Annotated in this window: 16 protein-coding genes and 1 riboswitch; of the genes, 2 read left to right on the top strand and 14 right to left on the bottom strand. The window is 58.8% G+C overall.

What is annotated here, in order from left to right; translation table 11 throughout:
* Positions 1-261: 261 nt before the first annotated feature.
* The gene (locus ACMNAY_RS03470) at positions 262-987 is read left to right on the top strand and encodes a Type 1 glutamine amidotransferase-like domain-containing protein (protein ID WP_418718398.1); all 726 of its coding nucleotides are present in this window, start codon (positions 262-264) and stop codon (positions 985-987) included.
* Between the two features lie 40 nt (positions 988-1027).
* On the opposite strand, the gene ACMNAY_RS03465 is transcribed toward ACMNAY_RS03470, so the two are convergent.
* The 14 genes from ACMNAY_RS03465 to ACMNAY_RS03400 all read right to left on the bottom strand — a co-directional run bounded on the left by ACMNAY_RS03465 (position 1028) and on the right by ACMNAY_RS03400 (position 13004).
* A complete protein-coding gene (locus ACMNAY_RS03465) occupies positions 1028-1438 on the bottom strand; it encodes a DUF2871 domain-containing protein (protein WP_418718397.1) in 411 nt (136 codons plus the stop codon).
* A 15-nt stretch (positions 1439-1453) separates the two neighbouring features.
* Entirely contained in the window at positions 1454-2116 is a 663-nt protein-coding gene (locus tag ACMNAY_RS03460) for a hypothetical protein (protein WP_394975987.1), read from the bottom strand.
* Positions 2117-2139: 23 nt separating this feature from the next.
* Positions 2140-2562, bottom strand: coding sequence for a hypothetical protein (locus ACMNAY_RS03455; protein WP_418718396.1), 423 nt, complete (start codon positions 2560-2562; stop codon positions 2140-2142).
* Positions 2563-2618: 56 nt separating this feature from the next.
* Positions 2619-3188, bottom strand: coding sequence for a TetR/AcrR family transcriptional regulator (locus tag ACMNAY_RS03450; protein WP_418718395.1), 570 nt, complete (start codon positions 3186-3188; stop codon positions 2619-2621).
* Between the two features lie 355 nt (positions 3189-3543).
* On the bottom strand, positions 3544-4098 hold the full coding sequence (locus ACMNAY_RS03445) for a S24 family peptidase (protein WP_418718394.1): 555 nt from the start codon (positions 4096-4098) through the stop codon (positions 3544-3546).
* Positions 4099-4151: 53 nt separating this feature from the next.
* Positions 4152-4709, bottom strand: a complete 558-nt coding sequence (locus ACMNAY_RS03440; protein WP_418718399.1) for an AAA family ATPase — start codon at positions 4707-4709, stop codon at positions 4152-4154.
* Positions 4710-4727: 18 nt separating this feature from the next.
* Positions 4728-5813, bottom strand: coding sequence for an MFS transporter (locus ACMNAY_RS03435; protein ID WP_418718393.1), 1086 nt, complete (start codon positions 5811-5813; stop codon positions 4728-4730).
* A 262-nt stretch (positions 5814-6075) separates the two neighbouring features.
* The gene (locus ACMNAY_RS03430) at positions 6076-6924 is read right to left on the bottom strand and encodes a sensor histidine kinase (RefSeq protein WP_418718392.1); all 849 of its coding nucleotides are present in this window, start codon (positions 6922-6924) and stop codon (positions 6076-6078) included.
* Positions 6925-6983: 59 nt separating this feature from the next.
* Positions 6984-7817: an ABC transporter permease subunit gene (locus ACMNAY_RS03425; RefSeq protein ID WP_394978072.1), complete on the bottom strand. Its 834-nt coding sequence runs from the start codon at positions 7815-7817 to the stop codon at positions 6984-6986.
* Positions 7810-8724, bottom strand: a complete 915-nt coding sequence (locus tag ACMNAY_RS03420) for an ABC transporter ATP-binding protein (RefSeq protein ID WP_394978074.1) — start codon at positions 8722-8724, stop codon at positions 7810-7812. The genes ACMNAY_RS03425 and ACMNAY_RS03420 overlap by 8 nt, the downstream gene beginning before the upstream one ends.
* Before the next feature lie 84 nt (positions 8725-8808).
* Positions 8809-9474, bottom strand: coding sequence for a response regulator transcription factor (locus ACMNAY_RS03415; protein ID WP_394978075.1), 666 nt, complete (start codon positions 9472-9474; stop codon positions 8809-8811).
* 89 nt (positions 9475-9563) lie between these two features.
* Positions 9564-10073 (bottom strand): helix-turn-helix domain-containing protein, encoded by a 510-nt coding sequence (locus ACMNAY_RS03410; RefSeq protein ID WP_394978077.1) that lies wholly within the window; start codon positions 10071-10073, stop codon positions 9564-9566.
* Between the two features lie 163 nt (positions 10074-10236).
* Complete coding sequence (gene guaA, locus ACMNAY_RS03405; protein WP_418718391.1) at positions 10237-11778, bottom strand: glutamine-hydrolyzing GMP synthase; 1542 nt, start codon at positions 11776-11778, stop codon at positions 10237-10239.
* 149 nt (positions 11779-11927) lie between these two features.
* On the bottom strand, positions 11928-13004 hold the full coding sequence (locus tag ACMNAY_RS03400; RefSeq protein WP_394967642.1) for a mechanosensitive ion channel family protein: 1077 nt from the start codon (positions 13002-13004) through the stop codon (positions 11928-11930).
* 164 nt (positions 13005-13168) lie between these two features.
* A riboswitch (FMN riboswitch) is annotated at positions 13169-13288 on the top strand.
* Positions 13289-13438: 150 nt separating this feature from the next.
* Between ACMNAY_RS03400 and ACMNAY_RS03395 the strand changes: the two genes are divergently transcribed.
* A partial coding sequence (locus tag ACMNAY_RS03395) for an ECF transporter S component (protein WP_418718390.1) occupies positions 13439-13974 on the top strand: 536 nt, incomplete at its 3' end.

Genomic DNA, 13974 nt, shown 5'->3' with positions numbered 1-13974 from the left:
AAAGCGCCCGTTTACGGGCGGCAAGTAACAGAACTTTCGCGGCTGGCAGACCGTACTTGCGCGACGTGACGCGCATGCTAGTATTCTAGGGCTATGCCCGCATGTGAATAACCCCCGGCTTGGCCGGGGGTTATTTATTGTCGCCGGTTGCAAGAAAATACCACCGCGCCGCCCGCAAAAGGCATTGCAACCACCGTGGGATTATGGTAGGGTAGAAGTGACCGGCAGCGCCGGAAAACAGCGTCAGAGAGGTGCAAGCAGATGAAATGCTTTCTCACCGGCAACTTCAACTTGCCGAACTCCAATGAACTGAACCCGGAAAACGGTCTGGTGGACAGGCTCCGGGAGGCTCTGCCCACGCCCTGCGAGGCGGTTTACGTCTGCTCTGCGCCGGACATTCCTGCCCGTACCGACCGCTATGCAAAACAGGCCCGGGCCAGCTTTGAAGCGGCGGGCTTTTCCTTCAGCGGCTTCACCGTGCTGGACGGCAGAAACCAGCAGGAGACGCAGGCGCTGGTGCAGCAGGCTGACCTGCTCTTTTTCGCCGGCGGCCATGTGCCCACCCAGAACCGCTTTTTCCAGCAAATTGGCCTGCGCCAGGCGCTGGAAGGCTTTAACGGTGTGATCCTGGGCGTCAGCGCCGGGTCCATGAACTGCTCCGAAGTGGCCTATGCGCCCCCCGAGCTGAAGGGGGAAGCCCTGGACCCTGACTATCCCAAGTATTACGACGGCCTCGGCCTGACAAAGACCATTCTCATTCCCCACTACCAAATTTTAAAGACCGACATCGTGGACGGGCTGCGCCTCATGGAGGACATCACCTATCCGGACAGTGTGGGCAAAAGATTCTACGCCATCGTGGACGGCAGCTATATTTACCTGGATACCGTCGCCGGCAAGGAAGAGATTTGCGGCGAGTCCTATATCATCGAGAACGGCGCGCTCACGCCGCTCTCGGTCTCGGGCGAAGTCGTGACGCTGAGTTGACAACAAAAAAGAGCCATCCGAACGGATGGCTCTTTTCGTTTTAGTCCTTCACGCCGCGCCGGACCTGCAGTAGCACCAGCACAAGGCTGACGCCCAGCAGAATGTGGCCGATGCCGGCAATACCGGAGATCGCCGCGGTCATGCCGGAGGAGAGGGGAGTGCCCAGCACCTGGAGCACGCCGCGCACCAGGAACATCACGCAGGTGAGGTTCAGCCCCGCGTGATAGACCGCCAGCACCCGGCCGTTCTTGGGGCCGGAGAACGCGAAGGCCTTTTCCAGCAAAAGCAGCAGCAGGAAGAACACGGTCCCCAGCATGAAGTAGTGAACGTGCACCACCGAAAGGGTGGTTTTGGCGGTAAAGCCGAAGAATTTGGTGAACTCACGGTAGAATACACCGCCGACCATGGCGAGAATGGCGTACAGAAGCGCAGTGTTCATAAAACGTTTCATGGCAAGATCTCCTTTTCAGCATTCTTTTTTCATAGCAAAGTAGCCAATGAGCACCGTCCAAACATAAGCGCAGGTCTTGGGGATCATCAGCATCCCGACGAGGGGCACCGCGTCCGCCCACAGCACCACCGGGATGTAGAACCCGAAGCTCAGCACGATGGTCAGCCACATCCAGCGGAAGGCGCTGTCACCGTGCTCTTTGGTGCTGCGATAAAACAGAACGATCACCACAAGCCCCAGCAGAGCGAAGGGGATATTGCGCCAGATGCCCCAGCTCAGGGGCGCATCGGCGCTGAGCCACTGGTTCTGCGGCATCATGCACAGAGCAATGCGCACGCCCGCCAGAACATAAACGGCCGCGGTCAGCCCGCTCTGGCCGCTGACTTTGTAGCGCTGACGCCAGACGTAGTAGAGCAGCACATAAAAGACCGTCATAGTCACAGAGGTGATCCACTTGCCCAGGCCCAGCGCCACGGTGTAGTTTTCCAGCCCGGTGGTGCACAGAGCCAGCGCACGGGGAATGAGGTGGAAGGAGTCGCCCGCCCCCAGTACCACGGCCATCCAGCCGAACAGGCGGAACTGGCGGCTGTTGCCGCTGCCCCGGATCATCCGGATGCCCAGGGTGATCACCGTGATGAGATACACGGCGTCGAACAGAGTTTCAACGATCGCTTGCATAATGGTTCTCCTTTGATGTGGATTTAAAGGGCGCGGCGGCTGAGTGCCGCTTTGCCGTAATTTCGCCCGAACAGCAGCCCGGCCAGCAGCGAGCCGCCAAGCCCGGTGTAGAACACGGCGATAAAGCCTTCCGGTGCAAGCCCGCCGGCCCGCAGAGCGATGCCCAGCGTCATCATCGCCGCCATGATGGCGACGGATTTTGCGTCAAAGAATTTCAGAAAGAAATGCCGATCTTCCCTGTACGCCGAGATGCGGGCGGTGTGCTTTTTGACCAGCCTGCCGAACACAAAGGTCTGAAACAGCGCAAAAACCAGCGCGCTCAAAAGGAAATTCATCGCCGTCCGGTGCGCCGGATAGGCCGAAAGCCCAATGCGAAGAATGTTGAATCCGGCTGCGCCCCAAACAAGACAGGCGAGCAGCAGCAGGGTGTCGCGTTTTACTTTCATGTTCTGCCTCCTTTGGTGAACGATGTTCATTTTGCGGGATTAAAAATTCCCACGGTTCAGTGGGAATTCTGGTAAAGGGTCCGCCGCACCAGTTCCAGCACGGTGGAGGGGTCGTAGTCCTGCCGCAGCAGGGCAGAGAGCATCAGCGAAAACAGCACGTCGGCGAACTTTTCGGCGGTGAAGCCGTCAGTGAACGCGTCCGGGCGGATGTTGGGGTCTCGCCGAAGCACGGTGCACAGCCCTTCCAGAATGTGCTGCCAGGTCTGCTGCATCCGGCGTCTGCCGTCCGACTTTTCCTCCCGCATGAATCCCAGCGAGTGGAGGTTGAAAAAGCCGGGGTACTGGTGGCAGCCGTATTCCATCCGGCTGTACATCCAAGAGATACAGGCCAGCGTGTCGCGAAAAACGGCCTCGTCCTCCGGGCGATGGAAGATCTCACACCACACGCTTTCCACCGCCGCGCCCACCAGCGCAGACTTGGAATCGAAGTAGTTGTAGATCGAGCCGACCGACACTCCGCACGCCGCCGCCACCGAGCGAATGCTCACGGCGGACCAGCCCTCCCGGCGGATCAGTTCCCGGCTGGCTTTCAGGATGTCTTCCCGGGATGTAACAACGGTATTCATTCCATCACCTCAATATGAACAATGTTCATTATAGGCGCGAGGCTCCTGCTTGTCAAGTGTAAAAGTTCAGAAAGGAAGACGAAAGCCTCACGGCAGACAGCGAAAAAGCGCTCTTCCGGACATATCGTCCGGAAGCGCGCTTTTGTTATATGTTGTGTATCATTCCCACTCGCCGAGTTAAATCCATTTCTAAACTTTTTTGTATAGAGGATTTGATTCGTCGTGGTTTTATTTGATGCAGATTATCCTTATCCTAAGGTCTATTCGGACTTTTGCTATCAAAAATCTATCCGGGCCATCCTATCAGGGGTTTTGCTTGAGACGGACGATTGGGTGGCTTAGGAGTATTATAGCACTAACAGAGCACTTTGACAATCTTTCCATACACTATTAGGGTATCTCCATCATGAACTTCGATAGGCTGGTATCCAGCATTATCCGAGCAAAGAAAGACCTTTCCATCTTTATGTAGCAGTTTTTTACAGTAGACTTCCCCATTAAGGAAAAATGAACCACTTATCCCATCAGCTATTTCACTTTGCTTTTTGACAACGACAATGCTTCCGTCTGGAATATCCGGCTCCATACTGTCACCAGATACATGAAGCGCAAAGTCCCCGTCCTCAACATTGGTTTCATATTCTACAAAAGGTATGTCGCTATCTAATATGTTCTCGCCTAAACCAGCAGATAGAGGAATATCATATAGAGGAATGGTGCGTTTTTTCGCATTTGCCATTATGTCGAACCTTTTATTAGTGGGAATGTCTTTTGTCCATTTTTGAATTTCAGAAACAGCGTCTGGTATATGAGATCCAATGTGATCTGGATTTAAACAATACATGAAGCACAAAATATCCTTACAAGTACGTCGTTTCTCATCTTCGGAAATAAATTCGTAAAAATTCAAGTCAGAATGCACCCCGTATATATGTGCTTGCAAATGACTTTCACCGTTAAGAACTAAACGGTACATGAGGTTTTCAAAATAACTTGAATGCTCTCCCAAACTTTTATTACCTTTGGATTGAAAGATACCTCGGAAATCCCTGTTCCATAAATGAAGGTGGAAAATGCTTCTAAAGAGCACCGCATGGCGTTACCAATTGTCAAGTCCAGACCTTTTGTATCACCCGTAGCATACCGAAAAATCATATCTAACAATTGGCGATACTCGTTATATGTTTTCCGCTTTGTTGCACATACTCTAATACTTTGGCCAGATAGTTCAAAGAAATTACTTTTAGCAATTTTATCGCTCTTACCAAACAGTATTCCCATCTCATCGGCTATCTTTTGCAAATCAAAAAAAGTCAACAAATCGTGCGTTAAAAACAGAATCTTACTTTTCGAATTACCTACAAGGATATTTTTCGTTTGGTAACGCAAAAAGGAACTTATGCCAACTTTGTTTTCAAAGTCAAAACTTGAAATCGGATCATCAATAACTACCAATTCCTCATTTTGATACAATTTTTCAATATCCTGGTTTGCCAATATCTGTGTAAAGAAGTAACACAGAGCAATGCCATTCCCGCCTCACAGCGCACCAAAAAGCGCCCCCATCAGCGGGGCAGCCGCCAGCATCACCAGCGAGAAGGTGAGGGAAGACACCGACACCAGCGTCGCCCGCTGGGCGGAGGGTACCATCCCGTTCAGCACCACGTCGCTGCGCACGTCCAGCAAGTCGTCCAGCATGCCGGCCAGAAAGCCGCCGGCAAAGGCGACGGGAAGGGAAGGGACGGCGGCCAGCACCGCACCGGCAAACACCCCGCCCGCGCACAAAAGCGCCAGCAAACGAAAGCGAAGCCGCTGGGCAAACCTTGCGGCCTGCGCGCCCAGCGTACCGCTCAAGGACAGGACGAACAGCACCGGCCCCAGCCAGCCGGCGGGCAGACCCAGAGCGGGCAGCCGCGCCTGCAGCAGATAGAGCAGCATGGTTGCCACGGCTCCCACCGCGGCGTTGCAGAGCATCAGCCGCAGCACCTTCGGGCTGTGGAGGATGAACACGGCGCTCTCCCGCACTGCGCTGCGGATGCGAACGGCGGCGCTGCCGGCGGAAACTTCCCGTTCCGGCTCCCGCAGCATAAGCGCAGGCAAAAGGCCCGTAAGCGCCAGGGCCAGGTCTACGCTATAGGCTGCCCGCGGGCCCAGCCACAGAGCGAAGCCGGCGCACAGAGTGGCCAGCGCCGAGCCCACCCGCCATAGTGTCAGGTCGTTCACGGCAAACTGCTGATAAGCCTCTTCCCGGCCACACTCTTTCAGGCTTTCATAAGCCAGCGCCTCCCGGGAGCCGGAGGCGAAATTGTAGCCCAAGGCGCTCAGGGCCATGGCGAGGCAGACGCCGGCCATGGAGCGGGAGAGCAGCATGGCGGCGCTGGCCGCTGCGAACATGCACTGGCTGGCCACCATGGACTTCTTGCGGCCGAACACGTCGGCGATAATGCCGGAGGGCACCTCGAACAAAAAGCTGACAAGGTGGAAAACACCTTCTGCCAGACCAATTTCGGCCAGGGAAAATCCTCGTGCTGCCAGCAGCGCCACCCAGGACGCGCCGGCAATTTGCAGGCTGCTGATGGCCGTGACGGCGTACAGCCTGCGAAGCTGTTGTTTGATTTTAAACATAAAAAATCTCCTTTTCTCACAGTGGTCTGCAAGCAAAAGGAGACAGAGCGCAAATTTTAAAAAGCCGGGAAAAAACCGCGTCAAAAAACGGTCTCGGCCTTCAAAAAGGGCGCACTATCCCCTTGAAAGGCCAAAACAGTGCCTTTTTTCAGCTGAACGTTGGGGAATTTCCAGAACATCCGTGCGCCCTCCTTTCCTGTTTTCTGCCCAAAATTGTAGCACGCCCCACCGCCCGGTGTCAAGGGCGGGGCGTGCCGCTTCGTCACGGTTCTCTTGCCGGTGAAAAATCCGCCAGCACCGTCAGCCGGCCGTCGGCATAGTCCGCCGAGATGGCGCAGCCCATCTCCTCAGTCAGCGCCCGGGCGATGGAAAGTCCCAGTCCGGTGGAGCTTTGGCCGGTGTCCAGCGTGTAGTAGCGGTCGAAAAGGCGGCCCACCACCACCGGGTCCAGCCCGGGCGCATGGTTGGAAAAGGAGACGCGCCCGGCGGCGTCTAGCGTGACCTTCAAATCCCCGGCGCTGTATTTCAGGGCGTTGGACAGAATATTCCCGAACACACGGCCCAGTGCGCCGCCATCCAGCAGGAAGCGCCCCTCGGGCTCTTCGAAAACCAGCTCCGGCTCGATGCCCTTTTGGGCGAAGGCCCCGTAGAAAGAGAGCAGGGCCTCCTCCAGCGCGCGGCGCAGGTCCATCGGCTGCAGGGCCGGCGGCTGGTCGGACACCGCCAGCGAATAGCGGAACAGTTCTTCGGTGAGCCCCTTCATCGCCAGGGTGCGGCTTTCGATTTGTTCCAGATAGCGCGCCGCGTCCGGCGACAGCTCCTGCTGCTTCATCAGTTCCAGATAGCCGCAGATGGCGGTGAGGGGAGTGCGCAGGTCGTGGGAGATGTTGGTCACCGCCTCTTTCACCTGCCGGTCGCCCCGCTGATACCGCTGGCGCTGGCTGCGCAGCAGACGCAGCTGGGCGTTGATGTCCGAGGCCAGCCGCCGCATGTGAGGGTCGCGGCTGGGCAGGTCGATGAGAGTGTTGGTGTCTGTTGCCAGCCGGTCCTGAAAGGCCTTCCCGATCTGGCGGGCACAGCGCTGCAGCAGGCGCACTTTGAGCCAAAGCAAGCCGACGGCTGCTAACAGCACGAACACAAGAAACGGCAGAAAACAGTCCATAAAACCCCTCACTTCAAATCTTTCTTTTGGAAGATGCACGCTCCTGCCAAAAGGGCAAGGGTGGTGAACAGAGCGGAGAAGGCCAGCATCCGCAGGGGAGAGTCGACCTCTACGCCGCGCACCAGCTGAGCCTGACCAGCGGGCAGAAACTCCAGCGCCCAGGTGCAGGCGGTGCGCACCGCTCCGGCAAGATACATGGGATTGGGGTGGGGCTCCATCTCCTGAAACGCGCCGTCGGCGTACACCACACCGCTGATCATTTCCGGCTCGCTCAACCGGTCGTAGAACGCGCTGGCCGTTAGCACAAGGCCCAGCCAGACCGCCAGCGACAGCACCACCGTCACCGCTTTGTTGGCGGGCAGCAGATTGACCAGGGCGAACAGAGCCGCGAAGGCGGCGGTGAACCCGAAAATTACCAGAAGATAGGCAAAAAACTCGCCCGGCCCCATGGAGAAAGGCCCCATCCACAAAAGGCCCGGCAGGCCGCCCAGCAGCCACATCGCCGCAAAGGCGAGGCAGGCGGCCAAACAAATGAGATAGTCGGCCAGATAGATGTGGACGCGGGAGTGGCCGACCACGAGCTTGTTGCGCACCGTGCCGTCCGAGAATTCAGCGCTCAAAAACAGGCTGAAAAACACGGCGTAAAGCCCGCCCAAAAAGGTGGCGAGAGCAAAGTAGTAGCTGTCCAGCGTGCGCGCAAAACCGGACTGGGCCAGCTGCTCCGCCGCGCGGGAGCCGCTCCAGATACTGAGAAGCGAGCAGAGAAAAACGCCGGCCAGAGTCAGCCAGAAGGCCTTGTAGTGGCGCAGCCGCGCCCAGTTTGCCCAAAGCAGCTTATTCATGGCGCTCACCTCCCACCAGAGACAGGAAGTAGCTTTCCAGGCTCTCGTCCTTTTCCTGCGCGCTGCGCACCTCGCAGCCCGCCTCGTTCAGAGCCAGCGCCAGCCGGGTGAGGTTCGGACTGCCGAACACGTCCGCCTGCTCGTCGCTGAGCACCTTGTATTCCAGTCCTTCTTCATCCAGCACACGGGCGAGCACGGGCACGTCCGTCACCGTCAGCCGCACGCACTTACGCCCGTTGCGGGCCAGTTCTTCGGCGCTTACCTCCCGCACCATTCTGCCGCCGTCGATGAACCCGTAGCAGGTGGCGAGGCGGGCCAGTTCGTCCAGCATGTGGCTGGACAGCAGCACCGTGACCTGATGCTCCCGGTTGAGTTTCAAAATCAACTCCCGCACGTCGATAACGCCCTGGGGGTCCAGCCCGTTCACCGGCTCATCCAATACCAGAAAGTCCGGCGAGCCGCACAGCGCCAGGGCGATGCCCAGCCGCTGACGCATGCCCAGCGAGAAGTGGCGCACCTTCTTTGCGCCGGTGTGCTCCAGCCCGGCCAGGCGCAGCAGGGCGGGGATGTTATCATCGTCCGGCAGACCCAGCACCAGGTTTTGCAGCGCCAGATTCTGGGCCGCGGTCAGTTCCGGGTAGAGGGACGGGGTCTCCACCACCGCGCCCATACGGCGGCGGGCGGGGGAGAGGTCTGCCTCGCCGTAGCGCGCGCCGCAGAGGGTGAAACTGCCGGCGGTGGGCTTTTGCAGGCCGCACACGATTCGGATGAGGGTGGTTTTGCCCGCGCCGTTCTTGCCCACCAGCCCGTAGATGGAGCCTTTCGGCACCTGCATGGTGAGGCCGTCCAGCGCTTTGCCGTGACGGTATTCCTTGCAAAGACCATTGGTTTGCAGGATGTATTCCATGTTCAAAGTTGCCTCCTTTGTTTGATGGCTCCATCTTACCGTGCAGCCGTCAAGAAAGCGGCAAAGAAAAGCGTAAAGATTTCGTCAAGATTCCGTGCCCAGCCGAAAGCCGATGCCCCAAACCGCCTGGATATACTCCCGGCCGCCCGCCTGCCGCAGCTTTTTGCGCAGGTTGCTTACATGTTGTTTGAGGGATGCGTCGGTGCAGTCGGGGGTGTCGATGCTGATGCTGTCCAGAATGACCGCCTTGGACACCGCCTGCCCGGGATTGGAAAGAAGCAGCTTCAGAATGGCGTATTCCGTCCGGGTGAGGTGAACGGGGCGGCCATCCACCGTCGCTTCGCGGGAAAGGGCTTCCAGCCGGATGCCGCCGGCCTCCAGCGCCGGCCCGGCGGGCTGTTCGCTGCGCCGCAGCTGCACCTGGATGCGGGCCAGCAGCTCCCGAAGCTCAAAGGGCTTGGTGACGTAATCCGCCGCGCCCCGCAAAAGCAGGTCCACTTTGTCGTCCACGCCGGCCTTGGCGCTCACCACGATCACCGGCACGCCACGCATCCGTTCCAGCAGTTCCTCGCCGGGCAGCCCGGGCAGCATCAGGTCCAGCAGCACAAGGTCGGGCCGGCCGCGCTCCAGCAAAAACACGGCCTCGGTGCCGGAATAGGCCCGCTGTACCTGATAACCCTCTTTTTGCAGCACTTCCTGCAGCATGTCTCCGATGGACTGGTCGTCTTCGATGATGAAAATGGTTTTCATGGCGGCGCTCCTTTTTTGGCGGGTGTTCGTCAGATATCATACCACAAAAAAGAGCCGGCTGACGAACGGTCAGCCGCTGCAAATGAATTTTACATTTCTTTCCTTGTCAGAAAGGCTCCAAACCCCGCACAAATGAGCAGAAGGGGAGCCAGACGGACGAACAGCCATTCAAAGGCGTGGAACAGCGTGCCGGCCACGGCGGTCTCGGGGTCGCTGAGGTCCCAGCTCAGGTAGGGGCTGCCCAACGTCAGCAGAAGGGCCAGCATGACCGCGATTGCCGCGCAGGCCAGCAGGAACAGCCAGTGAAGCATCCGCCTGGTGGCGGCCTTCCTCCGGGCCAGCTGCAAATTGATGACCTCCAGCTTTTTGCAGATGACTTTCAGGTCGTCCGGCTCCTGCGCGGCGGCGGTTTCGCCCAGCAGGGCGCTCACCGGCGTTTCCAGCGCCGCCGACAGGGCGAGCAGCAGGTCGGAATCGGGAACGGAAAGTCCCTGTTCCCACTTGGAAACGGTCTGCCGCACCACCTTCAGCTTGACGGCAAGCTCTTGCTGGGAAAGGCCTTTTGATTTTCGGAATGCTTTGATGTTTTCGCTCAACATTCGGGCTGACCTCCTTTGTTCGGTTCTGCCATCATTTTACGAAAAGGGGGGCGTTGCCGCAAGCAACGCGGGATAACATCGGCCTCGGCTCCATCAAAAAGACCCCGGCGGCGCTGCGGCCTCCGGGGTCCATGCTTTTGAATGAAGGGGGCGGCCCTTCGTTTTATTCAAATTCCACCGTTGCGGGGGGCTTGCCGGTGCAGTCGTAGAGAACGCGGTTCACATGGGGCACCTCGTTCACGATACGGCTGGTGGCCTTGGCCAGCACCTCCCAGGGCAGGGGGGCCGCCTCGGCGGTCATGAAGTCGGCGGTGGCCACGGCGCGCAGGGCGATGGCGTAGTCGTAGGTGCGCTCGTCGCCCATCACGCCCACGCTGCGCATGTTGGTCAGCGCCGCGAAGTACTGGCCCAGGCCCTTGTGAGCGCCGGCGGCCTCCACTTCCTCGCGGTAGATGGCGTCCGCCTGCTGCACGATCTTCACCTTCTCGGGGGTCACCGCGCCGATGATGCGCACGGCAAGGCCGGGGCCGGGGAAGGGCTGGCGGCTCACCAGATACTCGGGAATGCCCAGCTCGCGGCCCGCCTGGCGCACCTCGTCCTTGAACAGGTCGCGCAGGGGCTCCACGATCTCCTTGAAGTCCACATAGTCGGGCAGGCCGCCCACATTGTGGTGGCTCTTGATGACCGCGCTCTCGCCGCCAAGGCCGCTCTCCACCACGTCGGGGTAGATGGTGCCCTGCACCAGGAAGTCTACGGTGCCGATCTTCTTGGCCTCTTCCTCAAAGACGCGGATGAACTCCTCGCCGATGATCTTGCGCTTTTTCTCCGGCTCTTCCACGCCGGCCAGCTTGTCGTAGAAACGCTGCTGGGCGTTCACGCGGATGAAGTTCAGATCATAGGGGCCTTCGGGACCGAACACGGACTCCACCTGGTCGCCTTCGTCCTGGCGCAGCAGGCCATGGTCCACGAACACGCAGGTGAGCTGCTTGCCCACCGCCTCGGCCAGCATGACGGCAGCAACAGAAGAATCCACGCCGCCGGAGAGAGCGCACAGCACTTTGCCGCTGCCGATCTTGGCCCGCAGAGCGGCCACGGTGTCCTCCACGAAGGAGTCCATCTTCCAGTCGTTGCCGCAGCCGCAGACGTTGTGCACGAAGTTGGAGAGCATCAGCGCACCCTGTTGGGTGTGCAGCACTTCCGGGTGGAACTGCACCAGATACAGGCCCTGCGCAGCGTTTTCGGCGGCGGCCACAGGGCAGCTGTCGGTGTGGGCGGTGATGACAAAGCCCGGCGCGGGGGTCTCGATATAGTCGTTGTGGCTCATCCAGCAGATGGTGCTCTCGCTCACGCCCTGGAACAGCTTGGAAGAAGTGTTCACAAACACCTCGGTCTTGCCGTATTCCCGCTCGGCCGCGCGGCTTACCTTGCCGCCCAGCACATGGCTCATCAGCTGCGCGCCGTAGCAGATGCCCAGCACGGGAATGCCCATCTCGAACAGTTCCTTGCCGATGGTGGGGGAGTCCGGCAGATAAACACTGTTGGGCCCGCCGGTGAGGATGATGCCCGCGGGCTTTTTCTCCCGCACGGCTTCAAAGGCCTTTTTGTAGGATACGATCTCGGAATATACGCAGCTTTCGCGCACGCGGCGGGCGATCAGCTGGTTGTACTGACCGCCGAAGTCCACCACTAAGATGGTCTGCGCCATGGATTGCCCCTCCTTATGATAGTAAATGTGCACAATGAAATATGGCCTATTATAGCATAATCAAACAAAGGTGAAAAGCGGCACAACGCAATTTTTTGCCCTAAAACGCAAAAAATATCCCCGGCCGGGCGGCCGGGGAAGGGAAGAGCTCACTTTTCGCGGTAGATGCTCACGCTGGGGAAGGCAAATTCGCAGCCGGCCTGCTCCATCAGACCCATCAGGTCAAGGTTCACCTCTTCCTGGATCTTCAAGAAGTCGGCCAGCGCGCCGGTCTTGGCGTAGTACTGTACCAGAATGTTCAGGCTGGAATCACCGAAGCCGGTGAACTGCACCCGCACACTGTCCTCCCAGACGTCCTCCCGGGCGGCGAGCATAGCGCGAATGGACTCCATCAGCGTTTCCAGCTGGGCGCGTGTGGCGCTGTAGGTCACTCCCAGGGTGAATTTCGCCAGCCGCTTGTTGATGCGGCTGTAGTTGGTGAGGGCCTCGTTCACCACCACGCTGTTGGGAATCACCAGCTGGGCGTTCTCCAGCGTGCGGATGCGGGTGGAACGGAAGGCGATGTCCTCCACTTCGCCCTCGCCCACGGTGGTCTTGATCCAGTCGCCGATGGCAAAGGGCTTTTCAAACAGCACCATCACGCCGCCCATGAAGTTGGTGGCGTAGTCCTTGGCGGCAAGGCCAAGAGTCAGGCTGACCACACCGAGGCTGGCGATAAGGCTGGCAACGGGCACGCCCACCTCTTCCAGCACCATCAGCACACCGAAGGTGATGACCACGCCTTTCAGCAGGCGGTTGATGAAGTTGGTCACGGTGGGGTCCATCTCGATGGCAAGCCCGCCCTGCACCCGCTGCACCATCAGCGGGCCGATGTCGCTGGCGCCCACAAGGCCCCAGGCCAGCATGGCGATGAGGTTGATGTTCAGCAGTTTGTCGAACCAGGGGGCCAGCATTGCACTGTACTGCGGGGGCAAGGGAAGCGCCATCAGTGCGAAGTAGAGGCCGATGGACCACACCAGCACCGGCAGGGGCTTCGCAAAGCCGCGCACAAAGATGAACAGCACCTTTTTGGAGCGCTTTTCGGATTTTGCCACCAGCCAGGGGCACACTTTATAGCGTACCACGCGGCTGACGATATAGCACGCGGCAAACAGCCCGACACAGATGGCCAGCTGCACCAGCGACCCGGGGTTTTCGGCATAGTAAGTTGTAAAGACGTCCAGCATTTGCAACATCCTTTTCAGTTGGAATGGGGAAAGCCCAAGCATATTATACCACGCCCCCTGCCTGTTTGGCAAAGATATGCCGCAGCAAAAAATATGCACCAGGTACGGAAAATTTGCCCGCACCGCTTGCAAAACGGCAAAGGCGCGCTATAATGATAGCAGAAAGTCTGTTTCAGGGCGGGGTGAAATTCCCCACCGGCGGTAAAGCCCGCGACCACCCTTTCGGGTGCTGATCCGGTGAGATTCCGGAGCCGACGGTAAAGTCCGGATGAAAGAAACGGAAGCTGCTCCAATGCTTTTGATTCGCCCTGCTGTATAACGGCAGGGCGTTTTTTGTTTGCACGGGGCACATCTCCCGGTTCCAACTGTTGCCGGCTTTCGAAAAATACTTTTTTGAAAGGCCGGCTTTGTCTGCCGGCCGGGAGGGAATCATTATGGAAACCAAAGCAAAAGCTCGTCCTATCCGCCTGCGCGCCCTTGTGGTCACCGCGATGCTGTCCGCTGTGGGCTGTGTGCTCATGATGCTGGACTTCCCGCTGCCCATGCTCATCCCCAGCTTCGTCAAGATGGACGTCTCCGAGCTGCCGGCGCTGCTGGCGGCCTTCAGCCTGGGGCCGGTCTCCGGCGTGGTGGTGTGCCTGATGAAGAACATCCTGGCCGCCATCTTCCACGGCTCCACCCTGGGCATCGGCGAGGTATGCAACTTCTTGATGGGCGCGGTGTTCACCGGTGTGGCCGGCCTCATCTATAAGCACAGCAAGACCCGCAAGATGGCGGTCATCGCTGCTCTGGTGGGCGCTGTGGCCATGGCCGTGGCCAGTGTGCCGGTCAACTTCTTCTTCAGCTACCCGGTCTACGCCGCGGCTTTCGGCGGTATGGAAGCCATCATCGGCGCCTACCAGGCCATCAACCCCAACATGACCAGCCTGCTGGGCTGCCTCATCGTGTTCAACATGCCCTTCACCCTGGC

The organism is Candidatus Allofournierella merdipullorum, assembly GCF_048426865.1.
GTDB classification, from domain to species: Bacteria; Bacillota; Clostridia; order Oscillospirales; family Ruminococcaceae; genus Allofournierella_A; species Allofournierella_A merdipullorum.
Note: the sequence above shows the minus strand (reverse complement) of the source record. Positions and strands in the feature narration are given on the sequence as shown.

Excerpts from the sequence above, each read along its gene's own strand:
- ACMNAY_RS03470 (WP_418718398.1), top strand. The coding sequence starts at position 262 with ATGAAATGCTTTCTCACCGGCAACTTCAACTTGCCGAACTCCAATGAA.
- ACMNAY_RS03465 (WP_418718397.1), bottom strand. The coding sequence starts at position 1,438 with ATGAAACGTTTTATGAACACTGCGCTTCTGTACGCCATTCTCGCCATG.
- ACMNAY_RS03460 (WP_394975987.1), bottom strand. The coding sequence starts at position 2,116 with ATGCAAGCGATCGTTGAAACTCTGTTCGACGCCGTGTATCTCATCACG.
- ACMNAY_RS03455 (WP_418718396.1), bottom strand. The coding sequence starts at position 2,562 with ATGAAAGTAAAACGCGACACCCTGCTGCTGCTCGCCTGTCTTGTTTGG.
- ACMNAY_RS03450 (WP_418718395.1), bottom strand. The coding sequence starts at position 3,188 with ATGAATACCGTTGTTACATCCCGGGAAGACATCCTGAAAGCCAGCCGG.
- ACMNAY_RS03435 (WP_418718393.1), bottom strand. The coding sequence starts at position 5,813 with ATGTTTAAAATCAAACAACAGCTTCGCAGGCTGTACGCCGTCACGGCC.
- ACMNAY_RS03425 (WP_394978072.1), bottom strand. The coding sequence starts at position 7,817 with ATGAATAAGCTGCTTTGGGCAAACTGGGCGCGGCTGCGCCACTACAAG.
- ACMNAY_RS03420 (WP_394978074.1), bottom strand. The coding sequence starts at position 8,724 with ATGGAATACATCCTGCAAACCAATGGTCTTTGCAAGGAATACCGTCAC.
- ACMNAY_RS03415 (WP_394978075.1), bottom strand. The coding sequence starts at position 9,474 with ATGAAAACCATTTTCATCATCGAAGACGACCAGTCCATCGGAGACATG.
- ACMNAY_RS03410 (WP_394978077.1), bottom strand. The coding sequence starts at position 10,073 with ATGTTGAGCGAAAACATCAAAGCATTCCGAAAATCAAAAGGCCTTTCC.
- guaA (WP_418718391.1), bottom strand. The coding sequence starts at position 11,778 with ATGGCGCAGACCATCTTAGTGGTGGACTTCGGCGGTCAGTACAACCAG.
- ACMNAY_RS03400 (WP_394967642.1), bottom strand. The coding sequence starts at position 13,004 with ATGCTGGACGTCTTTACAACTTACTATGCCGAAAACCCCGGGTCGCTG.